15 protein-coding genes are annotated in these 16,832 nt (G+C 34.5%); 11 read left to right on the forward strand and 4 right to left on the reverse strand.

Annotation, left to right across the window (positions count from 1 at the left end; all coding sequences use genetic code 11):
• The first annotated feature begins 29 nt into the window (after window positions 1–29).
• Window positions 30–632, forward strand: coding sequence for a YiiX/YebB-like N1pC/P60 family cysteine hydrolase (locus tag J2786_RS11605; protein WP_310025623.1), 603 nt, complete (start codon window positions 30–32; stop codon window positions 630–632).
• A 161-nt stretch (window positions 633–793) separates the two neighbouring features.
• Window positions 794–1,105, forward strand: coding sequence for an NIL domain-containing protein (locus tag J2786_RS11610; RefSeq protein ID WP_047434867.1), 312 nt, complete (start codon window positions 794–796; stop codon window positions 1,103–1,105).
• Between the two features lie 393 nt (window positions 1,106–1,498).
• On the opposite strand, the gene murA is transcribed toward J2786_RS11610, so the two are convergent.
• Complete coding sequence (gene murA / locus J2786_RS11615; RefSeq protein WP_047434862.1) at window positions 1,499–2,806, reverse strand: UDP-N-acetylglucosamine 1-carboxyvinyltransferase; 1,308 nt, start codon at window positions 2,804–2,806, stop codon at window positions 1,499–1,501.
• Window positions 2,806–3,477 (reverse strand): DUF4290 domain-containing protein, encoded by a 672-nt coding sequence (locus tag J2786_RS11620; protein WP_047434860.1) that lies wholly within the window; start codon window positions 3,475–3,477, stop codon window positions 2,806–2,808. Before J2786_RS11620 ends, murA begins: the two co-directional genes overlap by 1 nt.
• Before the next feature lie 187 nt (window positions 3,478–3,664).
• On the opposite strand from J2786_RS11620, the gene J2786_RS11625 reads away from it, so the two are divergent.
• Window positions 3,665–5,104 carry an alpha-amylase gene (locus tag J2786_RS11625; protein WP_047434857.1) on the forward strand — a complete coding sequence of 480 codons (1,440 nt, stop codon included), beginning with the start codon at window positions 3,665–3,667 and terminating at the stop codon, window positions 5,102–5,104.
• 224 nt (window positions 5,105–5,328) lie between these two features.
• Here J2786_RS11625 and J2786_RS11630 read toward each other — a convergent pair whose 3' ends face one another.
• Together J2786_RS11630 and J2786_RS11635 are read right to left on the reverse strand one after the other, a co-directional pair.
• Window positions 5,329–5,739: a thiol-disulfide oxidoreductase DCC family protein gene (locus tag J2786_RS11630; RefSeq protein ID WP_047434854.1), complete on the reverse strand. Its 411-nt coding sequence runs from the start codon at window positions 5,737–5,739 to the stop codon at window positions 5,329–5,331.
• Window positions 5,740–5,743: 4 nt separating this feature from the next.
• On the reverse strand, window positions 5,744–6,211 hold the full coding sequence (locus J2786_RS11635) for a heme-binding domain-containing protein (RefSeq protein ID WP_047434850.1): 468 nt from the start codon (window positions 6,209–6,211) through the stop codon (window positions 5,744–5,746).
• A gap of 451 nt (window positions 6,212–6,662) precedes the next feature.
• Here J2786_RS11635 and katG point away from each other — a divergent pair, with 451 nt between their 5' ends.
• The 8 genes from katG (at window position 6,663) to J2786_RS11675 (ending at window position 16,830) form a co-directional block, all read left to right on the forward strand.
• Entirely contained in the window at window positions 6,663–8,942 is a 2,280-nt protein-coding gene (gene katG / locus J2786_RS11640) for a catalase/peroxidase HPI (protein ID WP_047434848.1), read from the forward strand.
• A 176-nt stretch (window positions 8,943–9,118) separates the two neighbouring features.
• Window positions 9,119–9,640: a hypothetical protein gene (locus J2786_RS11645; RefSeq protein WP_047434845.1), complete on the forward strand. Its 522-nt coding sequence runs from the start codon at window positions 9,119–9,121 to the stop codon at window positions 9,638–9,640.
• A 211-nt stretch (window positions 9,641–9,851) separates the two neighbouring features.
• Window positions 9,852–11,315: a tyrosine-type recombinase/integrase gene (locus J2786_RS11650; RefSeq protein ID WP_310025270.1), complete on the forward strand. Its 1,464-nt coding sequence runs from the start codon at window positions 9,852–9,854 to the stop codon at window positions 11,313–11,315.
• Between the two features lie 1,145 nt (window positions 11,316–12,460).
• On the forward strand, window positions 12,461–12,724 hold the full coding sequence (locus J2786_RS11655) for a helix-turn-helix domain-containing protein (protein WP_310025272.1): 264 nt from the start codon (window positions 12,461–12,463) through the stop codon (window positions 12,722–12,724).
• Between the two features lie 222 nt (window positions 12,725–12,946).
• The gene (locus J2786_RS11660) at window positions 12,947–14,176 is read left to right on the forward strand and encodes a BT4734/BF3469 family protein (protein ID WP_310025274.1); all 1,230 of its coding nucleotides are present in this window, start codon (window positions 12,947–12,949) and stop codon (window positions 14,174–14,176) included.
• A 256-nt stretch (window positions 14,177–14,432) separates the two neighbouring features.
• Window positions 14,433–15,137 (forward strand): hypothetical protein, encoded by a 705-nt coding sequence (locus J2786_RS11665; RefSeq protein ID WP_310025276.1) that lies wholly within the window; start codon window positions 14,433–14,435, stop codon window positions 15,135–15,137.
• Between the two features lie 41 nt (window positions 15,138–15,178).
• Window positions 15,179–16,276: an ImmA/IrrE family metallo-endopeptidase gene (locus tag J2786_RS11670; protein WP_310025278.1), complete on the forward strand. Its 1,098-nt coding sequence runs from the start codon at window positions 15,179–15,181 to the stop codon at window positions 16,274–16,276.
• Entirely contained in the window at window positions 16,276–16,830 is a 555-nt protein-coding gene (locus tag J2786_RS11675; RefSeq protein WP_310025280.1) for a hypothetical protein, read from the forward strand. Before J2786_RS11670 ends, J2786_RS11675 begins: the two co-directional genes overlap by 1 nt.
• Window positions 16,831–16,832: the final 2 nt, after the last annotated feature.

Here is a 16,832-nt window from a genome sequence, read left to right on the forward strand (position 1 = left end):
ATATGGTTACCGGGCTTTTGTCCTGTTTAATGGTGTTGTTGATTCAATGTAATCACTCCTTTCAAGGTAAGATACAACTCCAAAATGGTGACCTCCTTTTTGTGACAGCCAAGGAGTCGGGCCTTTCCGGAGCAATTAATAATGTCACTCAAAAACAAAAAGCGGTGTCATTTGATCACATAGGAATTTTGGAAAAAGAAGGCAGCAAAATGTTTGTTCTGCACGCTGCTCCAAAAGGTGGTTCTCAGAAACAGGATTTGAAAGATTTTATTAAAGATCAGAAAGAAGATGGGCAGGAGGTAATTGTCTACCGTTTAAAACCGGAATATCAGAAAGCAATTCCTGAAGCTGTTAAAAAAGCGAATTTAATGCTGGGAAAACCTTACAATTTTAATTATATTCTGGATGAAAACTCATATTACTGTTCAGATTTTGTAGAAAGAGCTTTTCGGACTGAAAATATTTTTAAGCTGGAACCGATGACGTTTATTGATCCAAAGACAGGAAAAACGAATACATTCTGGGAAGAATTTTATACTAAGAAAAACCTCAAAGTCCCTGAAGGACAACCGGGTTGTAACCCTAACGGACTTGCCGGGGCTGATAAATTAGAAAGGATAGGAAACTATTAAAATATGGAGAGAAGCTGATCGGGCTTCTTTTTTTTATGTTAAATTTTTAAAAATATTAGTCTACTAATTTGGTGGACTAATATTTTTTTATATTTTTGTCACAGATTTAAAAACAAAAGTGTCATATGATCTGACAGAGTTTAACCCAAAAATGTTTAGCAATGATTACACCTAATCCCGCCCTGCAGGTTTTACAGAATAAAATAAACCTGCCTAAAAAAGAATTGTTACTGGAAATAGAGTTGAATGGCAAAATGAAATTTGAACATTTGATGAATACCATCTATAATCAATTCGGCATCTGTCATAGAGTGTTATCTGCTAACGTAGAGTATGTGAACGGATATAGTTTCGGTTCAGTACAGTTATATATTAATGTCAATTCAGATGATTTTCAGCAGCTTGAAGTCTATCTGAATAAAAATAAACTTATCAATACAACGGTAGAATATACCTGCAGAACCTATTTTTAAGTGAGATTCATATAGTTTTAATTACCAAAGTGTCCGGTTCTTTTACCGGGCACTTTTTATTTTTTACAAAAGCAGATGATAAACAGATTAAAAAGATCAATCGTTAACAGGGACAAAATTCCCCTCCTTTGGAGGGGTGGCGAAAATTCAAAGAATTTTTGACGGGGTGGTAAAACAAAAAAAGCGCTCAGATATCCTGAACGCTTTTAAATGAAATTCTTGACTTATCTCCCTTTATTTAATACTCGAGATTAATAATTAACAAAGGTTTCTTCTTGATAACCCTTCGACAGGCTCAGGGTGACAGCCCGAATACCAACTGAAATTTTTAAGTGTTGCCAGGCTGAGCCTGTCGAACTATTATTACTAAAAGGATAAGGTCAATAAATAATTTTAAATTCTTTCGATGTCAGCACCAATAGCTCTCAGTCTTCCATCAATATTTTCATATCCTCTGTCGATCTGCTCGATATTGTGGATAATAGATTTTCCTTCTGCAGAAAGTGCTGCAATAAGAAGTGCGTTTCCAGCTCTGATATCCGGGGAAACCATCGTTGTTCCTCTTAACGGCGCTTCCTGATTCAATCCGATTACCGTAGCTCTGTGCGGATCACATAAAATAATCTGAGCTCCCATATCAATTAATTTATCCACAAAGAATAATCTGGATTCAAACATTTTCTGATGAACCAGAATACTTCCTTTGGCCTGAGTAGCCACTACTAAAATAATAGATAATAAATCCGGTGTAAATCCTGGCCATGGCGCATCCGAAATGGTAAGGATAGAACCGTCAATAAATTTCTGAATTTTATAATGTTCCTGAGCAGGAATATAGATGTCATCACCACTTTGCTCAAGCTCGATTCCTAATTTTCTGAAAGTATTCGGGATGACACCAAGCTGATTCCAGTTGACATTTTTGATGGTAATCTCAGATTTTGTCATCGCTGCAAGACCAATCCATGAACCGATTTCTACCATGTCCGGAAGCATGGTGTGCTCAGTACCTCTAAGGTATTCAACCCCTTCAATCGTAAGAAGGTTAGATCCGATCCCTGAGATATTGGCTCCCATTCTGTTCAGCATTTTACACAATTGCTGAAGATAAGGTTCGCATGCAGCGTTGTAAATTCTTGTTTTTCCTTTTGCCAGAGCTGCAGCCATTACAATATTAGCAGTTCCGGTAACAGAAGCTTCTTCCAACAGGATGAATTTACCTCTTAATTCTTTAGCTTTTAAAGAGTAGAAATACTCCTCTTCATCATAATTGAATTCAGCACCTAATTCTACAAGTCCCTGGAAGTGGGTGTCTAATCTTCTTCTTCCGATTTTATCACCTCCCGGAGTAGGCATGTAAGCCTCTCCATAACGGGCAAGCATTGGTCCCATCAACATAATGGATCCACGTAATTTTGCTCCGTCCTTTTTGAACTCGTTAGATTTTATATAATCAAAATTAACCTGATCAGCTTTGAAAGTATAATCTCCCTGTCCGTTTTTAGTAATTTTTACCCCAAAATCTCCAAGAATTTCAATCAGTCTGTTCACATCATGGATATCCGGAATATTTTTGATTCTTACTTCCTCGTCAGTCAGAAGAACAGCACATAAAATTTGTAGAGCCTCATTCTTGGCTCCTTGTGGAGTTATTTCACCCTGCAGTCTTTTTCCTCCTCTTATTTGAAATGTTCCACTCATTATTTTCTGTTTTTATGATTGTTATTGTGCCTTCTCTTGTTAGGCTGGTTATTGTTACTATTTTTATTATTGTTGTTATTCCTGTTGTTATTGTTATTATTTCGGTTGTTGTTATTGCTGGTATAATAGATTTTACTTTTCTCAAGAGAATCTATTCCGGTAAGATCCAACCTGTTTTCAGACAGTTCTTTCAGGTGGCGGAAAATAACATCATCCGTCACATGTTCTTTATTATAGACATTATAAGACTTCTTCATATTGTTAGCAATTACCTCAATAAGGGCTTCTTTTTCATCACCCGTTTCCAGTTCGATTGCTTTTTCTATCAATTGAAGAATACTTTTTCCGTAGAACTTAAAGTCACCTTGAAGTTTTGGATATTCCATTCTTTTAGGTTTTTCCGCCAGCTGTTCCATTGTAGGGAACGGATAAGGAGAATCTACATCCAGATCATAATTGGCAAGAATAAAAAGATGGTCCCAAAGTTTATGTTTATAATTTTCCTCGTCGCGAAGTTGTGGGTTTCTCTGACCCATAAAATCGATGATTGCCATAGCCATTTCATTCCTTTCGTCTTTGGAAGGAAGTTCTTTGCAGCGCTCAACCAACTGTTGTATAATTCTGCCATATTCCGGCATATGAAGCTGAGTTTTTTGGGTATTGTATTCCATAGTATGCAAATATATGCATTAAAAGAAAAATTGTCTCGGGAATCTTAAAAATTTATGATTTTTTAATGAAAAATTTGAATACCTATCTTTCTGATTTATTGCAGAAAATGAAAATATTTCCCGTTTATTTGAATTTGTTTTCTATAAAATCGTATCTTGTTTAATAGATTGATAATTAATTATAACGATGAAAAAAACAAACTTTTTCCTTTCACTGCTGGCTTTAGCATTAGTAAGCTCATGTAGAACCAGTGATGAATTGACAACTGAGCCCTCCAGGCAAGAAGAGGTGCACAACAAAACAGTGAATGTTACCAATCATGATGGCCGCCCGTTCAGTACAGGAAGTGGTTCAGGTTCTGCACAGAGTAAATTTACAGCCGGACCAGGTGGCGGAGTTCTGATGCAGGGCTTTTACTGGGATGTTCCGGAAGGTGGTAACTGGTGGAATACTGTTAAAGATAAACTGACAGCGTGGTCCGATGCAGGAATTGGTGCTGTATGGTTACCTCCGGCATCAAAAGCACAGAACGGAGCCTATTCTATGGGATATGACCCCACAGACTATTATGATTTTGGAGATTTTAATCAAAATGGAAGTACAGAAACCCGTTTCGGATCCAGAGCCGAACTGGAAGCATTGATCACAAAAGCACATACTGAAAATATGCAGGTGTATGCGGACATTGTAATCAATCACAACAGTGGAGGACAATCCGAGGCCAATCCTTTTACAGGAACCAATACCTGGACTAATTTTTCAGGGGTTGCATCAGGGAAATTCCAGAGGAATTATAATGACTTTTATAAAAATGCTTACGGAAACAATGATGAAGGAGCTTTTGGAGGTTTCCCGGATTTATGTCATGCGAATCCTCATGTACAGGACTGGCTTTGGGGAAGGGATGATTCCGTGGCAAAATATTATAAAAATGTAATGAAATTTGACGGCTGGAGATTCGATTACGTTAAAGGTTTCGGACCTTGGGTGGTCAATACCTGGAATTCAAAAGTAGGAGGATTTTCTGTCGGGGAATTATGGGATTCAAATGTCAACACATTGGAATGGTGGGCCAATAATGCCAACAGTTCCGTATTTGACTTTGCTGCCTATTATAAAATGGATGAAGCTTTTGATAACGGAAACTTAAATGTCCTGAATGATGATATGATGTGGAAAAGAAACCCATACAAAGCAGTTACTTTTGTTGCCAATCATGATACAGATATCATCTACAATAAAATGCCGGCATATGCCTATATCTTAACTCATGAAGGATATCCGACTATTTTTTACAGAGATTATGAAGAATGGTTAAATAAAGAAAGACTGAACAACCTGATCTGGATTCATAATAATAAAGCTACCGGAACAACTTCTATTCTGTATACCGATAATGATGAATATATTGCAAGACGTAACGGTTATAACGGCAATCCGGGACTTGTAGTTTACATCAACACGTCTTCAAACTGGCAGGAAAGATGGATAGAAACCAACTGGAGCAGCCAGCAGATCAAAGATTTCACAGGGAATTCAAGCTGGTATCCAACCACTCAGGGTGATAAATGGGTGAAAATACAGTGTCCTCCGAATTCATATTCTGTCTGGTCGCCGAATTTATGAGTAATGGGTAATGAGTAATAATGAATGATGAATGATAAAGTTGATAAGGGATTTTTATTCAGGTTATTTTTTATTAAACATTAAACATTAAACAAAAACAACTATACGTCTTATTTGTCATTCCGTAGGAATCTCTCTACAATGCATTATTCATAATACATATTGTAGGAGAATCTTACGGAATGATATCTTTTTATAGGTTGAATGAAATGGTGCAAGACTATTTACACCTGAATAAACTTTTTCTTCTGATGCTGATCCGGTAAATAACATTTCTGATTGGCCAGTTTCATCCTGTTTCTGGAAATGAGATCATAAGCCTTATCCCTTAAAAATGCAGGAATGATTTTTCCGATAAACGAAAGCTTGTAAATTCCTCCCAACAAATTAGCAATTTCCAGTACCGCCCTTGATTTGATCAAATAATACCGTCCGGGCTTCCACAGATACATAGTATTGAATACATTCGTTTCCAGTCCTCTTTCAGATAGAAACTGCTGTCCGAAATCAGACTGAAGAGAAGCAAACATGAATTGGTCTTTCTTATCCCGCTCCAAAATCCACTGCACCCAGAAATTGCAGACTCCGCAATCTCCATCAAAAAATACAATATGTTTATTTTCCCAACTTTCCATAATGTTATTTATTAAACATGATTCCTCTTTCAGTGTCTTCTTTTACTTTTTTGAAATACTGAATGAGATCGGCACGCTGCTCATCCGACAGTTTGGCATTCTGATGACCTAAATAATAAGATTCAAGCGGCATCTCTTTTTTCTCAACCATTTCTATACATTCCTCCAGCTTATGAAGCTGTCTTTTAGGTTCATATACTGCAAAGGTAGAAAAATTAAGATGTTTCCTTCCTTCATCAATGTGATTTTTTACCCACCACGAAGTAGGGGAGATATTGGCATACCATGGATATTTTGTTTCATTGGAATGACAGTCATAACATGAAGTTCTGAGGGTACGGGCAATTTTCTCCGGAGTATTTTTAATCTTCAGAAAATCCATACCGGGAGTAGGCGGCGGATTCGTTTTATCAATAGGAAAAAACTGTATAATGATAAATACAACGAGAATGACAACAATTATTTTTTTCATAGCAGATGTTCATGTTTGATCAATATAAAGATAGTTAATTTATTTTTATGAGATAAAATTGGAAACTAGAAACTGGGAAGGGAAGTGCTTTCAGAAATTGTTGAAATAGCATGTTTTTTCAGAAATTATAAAGTTACTTTTTTATGATGCTGTTAAACTTCCTTCTTCCAGCCTCCAACTTCCTTTCCTCTTTAAAATTCTTACGTTGAGTAATTCTAAATTGGACTGTATCCGGCTGTTTTTATTCAAGTTAATCTGAAAAATGACTAACTTAATACCACAATTATGTCCAGATGTTGTGCCGTTGAAAATATTTATTTATAGTTTTTGACTATCATAGAAATAAAAATTAATAGATTGTATTTATCGGTTAAACGTTGTAGGTTTGTCATGTTCTTACAACAGAAAATTGAAACTGTATTAATCAACATAAAAAATAAAATAAACGACAATGGAAAAAGATTTGAATGACATCAGTAAATGCCCGTTTCACAACGGAACAATGAAGAAGAGTGTAGCAGGAGGAGGAACCCAGAATTCTGATTGGTGGCCGGATCAGCTTAGAGTAGATCTTCTGCGTCAGCATTCTTCCCTTTCAGATCCTATGGATAAGGATTTTGACTATGCCAAAGCATTTGAGAGCCTTGATCTGGAAGCTGTAAAAAGAGACCTTCATGCATTGATGACAGATTCTCAGGATTGGTGGCCGGCAGACTTTGGTCATTATGGACCTCTGTTTATCCGTATGGCATGGCACAGTGCCGGAACATATCGTGTAGGAGACGGAAGGGGTGGAGCAGGAGCCGGGCAACAGCGTTTTGCACCATTAAACAGCTGGCCCGATAACGTAAGTCTTGATAAGGCAAGAAGATTATTGTGGCCTATCAAACAGAAATATGGAAGAAACATTTCATGGGCAGACCTTTTGATCCTAACGGGGAATATTGCTCTGGAATCGATGGGCTTTAAAACATTCGGATTTGCAGGAGGACGTGCAGATGTGTGGGAACCGGATTCTGATGTATATTGGGGATCAGAAAAAACATGGTTGGGAGGTGACTTACGGTATGCTCACGGTTCGGAAGGAGTTGTAGAAGGTCACTCAGCAGTTCTTCCTACCGATGATGATGCAGACGCAGATATTCATTCAAGAAACCTTGAAAATCCATTGGCTGCTGTACAAATGGGACTTATTTATGTAAACCCGGAAGGTCCGGATGGAAATCCAGATCCTATCGCTGCCGCTAAAGATATCCGTGATACTTTCGGCCGTATGGCGATGAATGATGAAGAAACCGTTGCTTTGATCGCCGGAGGACATACTTTCGGTAAGACCCATGGAGCAGGTCCTGCAGATCACGTAGGTAAAGAACCAGAAGGTGCCGGAATTGAACAGCAGGGATTAGGCTGGGCAAGTACTTATAAATCAGGAAGCGGAAGAGATGCTATTTCCAGCGGTCTGGAAGTAACCTGGACAGAAACACCGACTCAATGGAGTAATTATTTCTTTAAAAACCTTTTTGAAAATGAATGGGAATTAACAAAAAGTCCTGCCGGAGCTCACCAATGGGTAGCTAAAGATGGAGCCGATATTATTCCTGATGCATTTGATGCTGACAAAAAGCATAAACCAACAATGCTTACCACAGACCTTTCATTGAGACTGGATCCTGTATACGAAAAGATTTCAAGACATTTCTATGAAAACCCTGATGCATTTGCCGATGCTTTTTCAAGAGCATGGTTTAAGCTTACACACAGAGATATGGGACCACGTGCCCGTTATCTGGGACCAGATGTTCCGCAGGAGGAATTAATATGGCAGGATCCTATTCCTGAAGTAAACCACGAATTGGTTGATGAAAACGATGTGGAAGCATTAAAATCAAAAGTTTTAAACTCAGGACTAAGCAATACCGAACTGATATCTACTGCCTGGGCTTCCGCTTCTACTTTCAGAGGAAGTGATAAGCGTGGGGGTGCCAACGGAGCAAGAATCAGACTGGAGCCTCAAAGAAACTGGGAAGTCAATAATCCTTCTCAGTTGAATAAAGTATTAAATGTGCTGGAAGGAATCCAGAAAGAATTCAACGATTCTCAAAACGAAGGTAAAAAAATATCACTAGCGGATCTGATTGTTTTAGCAGGGAATGTAGCCGTAGAAGTGGCTGCCAGAAATGCAGGTCAGGATATAAAAGTTCCTTTTGCTCCGGGAAGAATGGATGCTTCTCAGGAACAGACGGATGTAGAATCTATGGGCTACCTTGAGCCTGCAGCTGACGGATTCCGAAATTATCTTAAAAGAAAATATACGGTCTCTACAGAATCTTTACTGATTGATAAAGCACAGCTATTAACCCTTACTGCTCCGGAACTTACCGTATTGATAGGAGGAATGCGTGCTTTGGATACGAACTTTGACGGTTCAAAACATGGAGTATTCACCAGCCGACCGGGCGTTCTTACCAATGATTTCTTTGTGAATCTCCTGGATATGGGAACGCAATGGAAAGCAATGTCAGATGACAGAGAGCTATATATGGGAACAGACCGAAAAACAGGCCAGCCAAAATGGACCGCTACGCGTGCAGATCTTGTTTTCGGATCTAATTCTGAATTGAGAGCTGTAGCAGAAGTATACGGAAGTGCTGATGCACAAGGTAAATTTGTGAATGATTTTGTGGCGGCATGGACGAAGGTGATGAATCTGGATAGGTTTGATCTGGTTTAATAAATAAAAATGAAAAATAGAGAAAGGCAGCTTTTATAGCTGCCTTCTTTTATTAATGTCAATATAGACAAAGTAAATATTTTATTTATAAATATATTAATCATTATATATGTGAATGATGTTGTTCTTTATAGAGTTTGTAAATTTGAGTGCCTTTAGTAAAAAGGTTAAAAGAGATGAAAACAAATGAGCTTATCAATAATGTTGTTTTAATTACCCTAAAAAATAAAAAAGAATTTGAAGGTATATTGATAGATATATCAGATGAATGGTGCTATATAAAATATATTCCTGTTGATTATGTGGTGGACGGTTTTGTACTGATCAACCAAAGATATATTAAAAACATTCAAAAATCGGAGGAGCATGAATTTAAAGAAAATATACTGAGATTAAAGGGAGCGATTGCTGAAAAAAGTGTTGAGCTAAATATTGGTGATACTATAAAACTATTATCGGATATGCAATCTAAAATTGAACTTATTCAAATTGAGCTGAAGTCACCTCATAAATGTTATATTGGTAAAATTGATCTTGTTAAAGAACATTCATTCAAAGTGAGATTATTGAGTCCCAAAGCAAACTGGTTGTTAATCGAATCTTTTCTGTATAAAGAAATACGGGCTATTTACTTTGATAACGACTATGTTAATTCTTTGCAGTTGGCGTTAACTCCCATTTCAAATAGGATTAAATAAAAGATAAAAAAAAAGAAAACCATCCTTGAAAAAGGATGGTTTGTAGACCCACAGGATATAGCATCTTTTATTTGTTTGCACCTTGTTTTATCTATTTATTGTTTCAAAATGCTTGTAAATAGCATATTGTGTTTTATTGAATTCAAATGAATTTAAATGCATTAAAAAAAATAGGGTGACTAAAAAGGTGACTAATTCCATATATTTGCATATGGCAAAAGTGAAAAGATACAGCAATGAAACAGGGAGTGTTAATTACAGATTGGCAGAACCTAAAAAAGAAATTTCTCGAATAATGGGGCGGTATTCGTTTAAAGATTTAAAAGTAGATTTTTCAACAGGTCTAAAAGTTTCTCCGAGCAATTGGGATACTGATTCTAAAACTGTTACTTCTGGCGGTGATAAAAGAGAAATCAATCAAAAACTAGCTAAATTCAAAACTTCAATCGTTGATGCTCATAAAAATTTCAATGAGCATTACAACCGTATGCCAACAAAAGGGGAATTAAAAACCATTGTGGATAATGCTATGTCTGGAAAAGAATTGGCTACTGTACAGAAAAGCAAAAAATCTTTTGATGATGTGTTCCAGGAGTTCATGAAAATAACAGAACTTAAAATTATACGTGCTGTTGCTTCAGGACAGAAACCCCTTCACAGAAGCTACGTATCATCTTTCAATACAATGTATACAGATTTAAAAGATTTTGCCAATGAAAATAATATCTTTCTGGATATTGACAAGTTTGATGAGGTACACTGTTTGGAGTTTCAAAATTGGCTTTTAGGTACGGAAAGAGTAGGAGAATTGAGTACACTCAAAACCCGAATCAAAAGACTAGCTGCAATACAAAAACGTGCTTTTGAGAAAGGTTATACGGATAACAGAAGCTATATGCAGGATGAATACAAAGTTAAAGTTCCACCGACTTTCCATACAGTTTTGACAGAGCCTGAAATCAAAATATTGTATGAACATGATTTTTCTGATACTCCAAGACTGGAAAAAGTTAGGGATTTATTTGTTTTGGGTTGTCATACTTCGCTTAGATTCGGAGATATTACACGTATTGAGAATGGACACATAGATCACAGCAGTAAAACTGTCAATATTCTGTTAAAGAAAGGCTCAGGAGTAGATAATTACAAGACAGTCCGTTTTTCATTTTTTGGTTATGCAGGTGAAATTTTGAGCAAGTACAATGATGATATGAAAAATATTGCTATATCCAACCAAAATACAAACGAATACCTGAAAGAACTATTCAAAGCAATACCATATTTCAAGGAAAAAATAATCACTCGTGAACGACCAACTAATGAGGGGGTGGTGTTTGATAAAATCAATTTTGCGGACAAAATAGCATTTCATGACTCACGTAGGAGCTTTTGTACCAACCGATATATAGAAGGTTGGGACTTATTGGAAATATGGCAGTATACGGGACATACGGATGAATCTGTTTTTAAAACTTACTTCAAACCAACCTTTGATCATGAACAGATAAGAAAGGAAAGTATTATAGCCAGAAATGAAAAACTTCAAAAGGTTGATTTGCAGACCAAAGAGATTGAAGAGCTAAAAGCACAGATGCGGAAAATGCAGGAACTTATTGAGAGTGGAAACATGGAGCAGTTGGCAGAAATCATTAGTATTAATAAAAGCGTTTCTTGAATCTTTGAAAAATAAAGTTGGCATATTAATTGTATGCCTAAAAAAGATTGATTTTTAAAAACAGTTATTTAAAATGATAATCAGATGAGCGTTCTTTATTCAATAATTTTCTGTGTAAATAGTTAGAAGCAAACTTAATAATTTTGAGTAAGTGTATAACTATATTTAAAAAATTCTGTTTCACTTGAAATAGTGATTAGGGGTGTCACCTATTTAAAAACGGCAACAGTCAGCTCATTTGAGAGAATGTAGAAATCTATTACAGTTGAAATACTGTTGAGGGGAGTCACCTGTTTAAAAATGGCAGTAGTCACTCATTTTTGAGACATTGAATAACTATGTCTATACTTTTTGAGCATAAGCTATTAAAACCGAAAGTAGTTAGCAACTATTGACGGGATGCACCTCATTAAACACGTGCGGTCACTCTGTTTTGAAATATTATAATGATTTTATATTCATTTCAAAATAGCAGGCATGGGAAAATTATGTTTATTTAGCATGGTTTAAATGCTATGGCTAAAAAAATCCAAACTAGAACAAGCCACTAGAGAGGGGACGCACCTCAATAAAAACGTGTTGGTCACTCAGTTTTTGAGAAAGAGATTTAATTTTTAAATTTCTCAAAGATGGTAGATATAACATAGTTATGTCTAAAATTAAAATCTCTATAGGAACTAACTGATCCATTCATGGCGTACCACATGTAAAACGGCTGTAGAGTAGCTCAGTTTTTGAGAATACATAAGTCTTTAAAAATCTCAAAACAAGTAGACAGGGGATAATTACGTCCAAAAATGAAATTAGGAGAATAATTTCTATACGGCACAAATAGCAGAACGTAACTGCAATAACAAATTAACGGTGCTATGATTGGAAAAGTTATGCCAAAAAAGTCGTAAGGTTTGATGAACCAAGAGGGGTTGCACCTCACAAAAAACGTATTACGCAAGCTCAGATTTTGAGTTGTATTTAAATCTAAATATAAGACTCAAAACAGTAGACAAAGAATAATTATGTTAAAAAAATAAGATAGATAGACCAGCTCGAAGGAGTTAGGTCTTTTTTTATGCCCGAAAATACAATATAGGAGACCCTTCGAGGTCTCTTTTTTTTGTTGGTATGAACTATAAAAAATAAATATTATGATACAATTAATTTCAATTTCAAAAGATGAACTAATGCAGGAATTTGAGCAAATAGTTTACAAAGTATTAGAAAAAATGCAACAGGATCAAGCACCAAAAGATCAAAAAGATTTTTACACTCGTGAAGAAACAGCTAAATTATTAGATGTTAGCCTAACAACACTTTTTCATTGGAATAATGACGGAACTTTAAAAAATACTAAAATTGGTAAAAGAGTTTATTATTCCAAAAATGAAGTTTTGGCACGTTTAAATCCTTAAAGCAAATTTGACAGTTGTTTTTATTAGTGCGTGGGGCGTAATTCTAAAAACTGTCCTCTTATCGATACATCTGTCAATCAAAAACACATCCTCTATTACAGTTGGGCTTGGATCTTAAATAATAGCCCAAAAATCAACTAAAACATTTTTATATAATCTAAAGCATTGCAAAAAAGCTATGTAAAGCCCTTGTTATGCCTTTTTTTAACAACAGTATTTATTATGATTAACAAAATTGATTATTGTACTAACCGTACTATTACAGGTTCATTTCAGGACATTGAAGAAATAGTAAAATTTATCAAAAACCCACCCCCAGAAAATAAAGAATTAGTTGAATATGCTCGAACTATAGAAAGAGATTCTAAGGAGTATAGAACAATCAAGATAAGCAAACTTCCTGCAATATCCATTAACTTTAGTTTTTCTCACGGCTATCTCAAAGGGGATAATATATCTACATCTACGGGGTACCTTTATATTGATGTGGATGGTAAAACCGAACAGGATTTAGAAATCAATACTGCTTATATATGTGCCTATTGGCGAAGTTTATCTAATACTGGATTGACTTTAGTAGTAAAAGTTGATGGGCTGACACCTGATAACTTCAAAACCGCTACTCAAGAGATTGCAAATGTTTTGGATATACCTTTTGATAAACGTGCAGTATCAATTGACAGGCTTACAGTATTATCATATGACCCGAATGCGTATTATAATGATAATGTAGAGGTATTTCCTGTTACAGAGTTGGTATCTGAGCAGTCAGTAGAACTCAGTAGCACGGGCTCTAAAAATTTCCGTAACACTATCATTAAAGATAACTCTTTAATAGGTATACACTGTAACGGAAAAATTGGTATAAGATACAATAACCTTGATGATGTAACTCAAGGTATGGAAATTATATACGATGATAATGGTATTTATGATTGTGGACAGGATAAAGTAAAATATCATACTGCCTTTATGCCTAAAAGAGTAAGTGAGGGCAACCGTGAGAAAACTCTAGGTTTGTATGCAAAGCGTTTACTTTTCCTAAATCCAGATTTAGACAAAAAAACATTATCTAAAATGATATTCCGTGCCAATATGATAAATTTACAGACTCCATTAGAAAGCAGTGAGGTTCGGGGAATAATAAATAAGACATTTGATAATAGGCAGAATTCACGAACAAATAAAACAAAAAGATTTTTCTTTGAAGATGTTACTCTTACTGCTGTTGAAAAAAGCAGAAAATGTTTAGAGGTTCTGAATCAGGAAAGAAAACAAAAAACGCAGGAAAAGAAAAATATAATCTCTGAATTATTCTGTAATTGGGATTGTCATACAGACGGTAAGGTTAGTCCTAAAAAAGTAATGGAATTGACAGGGCTAAAAAAAACAATGGTATATAACTATTTTAGAGATAACAAAGACTCTGTCCCAAATTGTGATAATCCATAGGTTTTCTGTTTATGACCTATGGTACAGGGACTATTTTTAAGCTATTCTCAGTGATGTTTTGCCAAGTTTTAACCTGAGAGCATGGTGCAATACTGATGAGTGCCTGAAAGTGGCTTAATGGGCAAAATTAGATTATTATTGAATTTTTTTGAAATAATTTTAATTGCACAGAATATTATATGAATAATTTTTTATAAATTTGCGCAAGGTGTTGTCATGAAAATACCCACGCGGGGTGGGTAAATATTTTTTAATTATGAGATTTAGAAATTTAAATTCAGGTGACTGGTACTCATCTGAATCATTGGGCAAATCTACAAAAGATTTGGAGAGTATGCAAGAAAAGTTAGAGTTATATTCTGATTTGGCGAACCAAGACGCAGTAAAAGCTGAGATTGGGGATATATTGGCAATTTTGGATAGTATCATAACAGAATCGCTAAAAGAAGTGTTTGAAAGAGAAGGAGCAGATAGTTTAAAATATAAAATGACAGGGATGTTTGCTACTGACTTAAATGCTACAATAAAATCAAAGGTATTCAGAAAGATGGATGAAGACCAAAGTTTTAGCAATAAAGTTCAAGTTAGGTATAATCATGGTTCACCATTTTTTATTGTTAAAGATAGATATGCTGTATTTATCAAAAAGCTAAATGGAAAACAAAACAAGCCTAATTGCTATCCAACTACAAATAGTTTGAAAACATTTTCAGGGAGTTTATTTGTAGGAAAGCATATTCCTTTTTTGTTTGTTGGTCCTAATCCCAAAAAAGGTGATGGGTCATTTGTTACTTCTTTGATTAATAGAAAAGAAGTGAACTGGACTACTGAAACACCAGATTTATTTAATTATCAATATCATGAACCTATTAAGCTTAAAACTGAAAAAGAGGATAATAGCACCTTAGAGAATGTAACGTTAAACAAAAACGTTATTAAAAAGAAAAAAGATATAAAATAACAATTAACAAAACCCACCCCGCTTTAAAATCTACAAACAAAATGAAAACAATCAGTGTAGACAGAATAAAACTTGCCAGAGAAAGTAGAGGATTAACTCAAACATCTATGGCTCAACAGTTGAGTTTTAATCAGGCTACTCTATCTAAAATTGAAAAAGGGCTTTATCATGTAAATGAGGAAATGATTAGTGAGATAGCTTCTATACTTGACTATAAAAAAGATTTTTTTTATAAAAGTCATGAAGTTTATCCTTTGAAACATTTCTATTTTAGAAAGAACTTAGGTACAACGGTTACAAACTCAAAAAAAATTGAATCAATAATAAATATCTTTTCAAGTAATATTATTGATTTGACGGAAAGTGTCGATATTAAGGTTGATTTACCATATATTGATTTAGAAAAAGAAGAAACAACCCCAGAGGCTTTTGCTTTATTTGTAAGACAATATTTTAATCTTCCAATTGGACCAGTTAAAAATCTCGTCAACATACTGGAGAGACAAGGTATTGTTGTTCATTTTTTTGACTTTAATAAAGACCTCAAAATTTCAGGTGTTAGTTTCATTACTCCTGATGGAATACCTTTAATTATTATTAATAATAGTATTCCGAATTCAAGAAAACGTTTTACATTGGTTCATGAGTTAGCACATCTATTAATGCACTACAAGGGCGGTGTTATTGATGAAAATAGAGATTTAGAAAAAGAAGCAGATAGATTTGCATCTGAATTTTTGATTCCAACAAAAGAAATCAAAAAACATTTATTCAATTTAACAGAACATACTTTATTTGCGCTTAAAAGTCATTGGAAAATTTCAATTCAAGCACTTATCTATAAGGCTAATAAATCTGGTGCTATGACCATTGACCAACATAGAAGATGGATTACAAAAATTAATTATAATGGCTGGAGAAAGGAAGAGCCTTTTGAATTTGAAATAGAAGCGCCTAGTTTACTACCAAAACTTTTTCAACTGCATTTTGATGATTTAGAATATTCTGTTGATGAAGTTCAAAATATGTTTGGTTTAAATCATGATGAGTTTTATAGATGCTATATTCAAAATTATCCTCAATTACATTCATATTATCCAAAAATTAATAGAAGTAAAATAAGTCTCAAATTAACATAATGAACAATAATGATGAAAAAAAAGAGATTAATACTCTCGATTTTTACAAAGAATTATATTTCAAAGAAAATGAAAGAAAAAAAGATTTTGATAATTTAGTAAATCTGCCGATATTAATATACACAACTATTGTTGCTGTAAATCTTTTTACTCTTGAAAAATTCATAAAAGAACCTTCAACAATAGACTGCGTAAATTGTTTTCTAAAAATTTTAGTTTCAATTACATTAGGGAGTATAGCTTACTCAATTTATTATTTATTGATATCTTTTGTCAATTTTCCTAAATCTTACATATATAAAGAGATAGGTAATCCAAAAGAAATTTTTGATTATGAGCAGAATTTACGTGAGGAACAAGAAACTTTAGAGGATGCTGAACTATTAATGAATCATTATTTGAAAGATAGTTTTATGGATTGTGCAAATACTAATTTCTTGATTAATCAAAAACGCTCTGATTATTATGCTCAATCTAAAAATGGTATTTTTTTAGGAGTTGCATCAACGATAATTATCATATTAATATATTTTATTAAACTTATAAATTTTTAAAA

The organism is Chryseobacterium vietnamense, from assembly GCF_031454475.1.
Taxonomy (GTDB): Bacteria; Bacteroidota; Bacteroidia; order Flavobacteriales; family Weeksellaceae; genus Chryseobacterium; species Chryseobacterium vietnamense.

Bases quoted from the DNA above. Each gene is read 5' to 3' on its own strand.
- J2786_RS11670 (WP_310025278.1), top strand. From the start codon at position 15,179: ATGAAAACAATCAGTGTAGACAGAATAAAACTTGCCAGAGAAAGTAGA.
- J2786_RS11665 (WP_310025276.1), top strand. From the start codon at position 14,433: ATGAGATTTAGAAATTTAAATTCAGGTGACTGGTACTCATCTGAATCA.
- J2786_RS11650 (WP_310025270.1), top strand. From the start codon at position 9,852: ATGGCAAAAGTGAAAAGATACAGCAATGAAACAGGGAGTGTTAATTAC.
- J2786_RS11625 (WP_047434857.1), top strand. From the start codon at position 3,665: ATGAAAAAAACAAACTTTTTCCTTTCACTGCTGGCTTTAGCATTAGTA.
- murA (WP_047434862.1), bottom strand. From the start codon at position 2,806: ATGAGTGGAACATTTCAAATAAGAGGAGGAAAAAGACTGCAGGGTGAA.
- J2786_RS11645 (WP_047434845.1), top strand. From the start codon at position 9,119: ATGAAAACAAATGAGCTTATCAATAATGTTGTTTTAATTACCCTAAAA.
- katG (WP_047434848.1), top strand. From the start codon at position 6,663: ATGGAAAAAGATTTGAATGACATCAGTAAATGCCCGTTTCACAACGGA.
- J2786_RS11605 (WP_310025623.1), top strand. From the start codon at position 30: ATGGTGTTGTTGATTCAATGTAATCACTCCTTTCAAGGTAAGATACAA.
- J2786_RS11660 (WP_310025274.1), top strand. From the start codon at position 12,947: ATGATTAACAAAATTGATTATTGTACTAACCGTACTATTACAGGTTCA.
- J2786_RS11620 (WP_047434860.1), bottom strand. From the start codon at position 3,477: ATGGAATACAATACCCAAAAAACTCAGCTTCATATGCCGGAATATGGC.
- J2786_RS11630 (WP_047434854.1), bottom strand. From the start codon at position 5,739: ATGGAAAGTTGGGAAAATAAACATATTGTATTTTTTGATGGAGATTGC.
- J2786_RS11675 (WP_310025280.1), top strand. From the start codon at position 16,276: ATGAACAATAATGATGAAAAAAAAGAGATTAATACTCTCGATTTTTAC.
- J2786_RS11610 (WP_047434867.1), top strand. From the start codon at position 794: ATGATTACACCTAATCCCGCCCTGCAGGTTTTACAGAATAAAATAAAC.
- J2786_RS11655 (WP_310025272.1), top strand. From the start codon at position 12,461: ATGATACAATTAATTTCAATTTCAAAAGATGAACTAATGCAGGAATTT.
- J2786_RS11635 (WP_047434850.1), bottom strand. From the start codon at position 6,211: ATGAAAAAAATAATTGTTGTCATTCTCGTTGTATTTATCATTATACAG.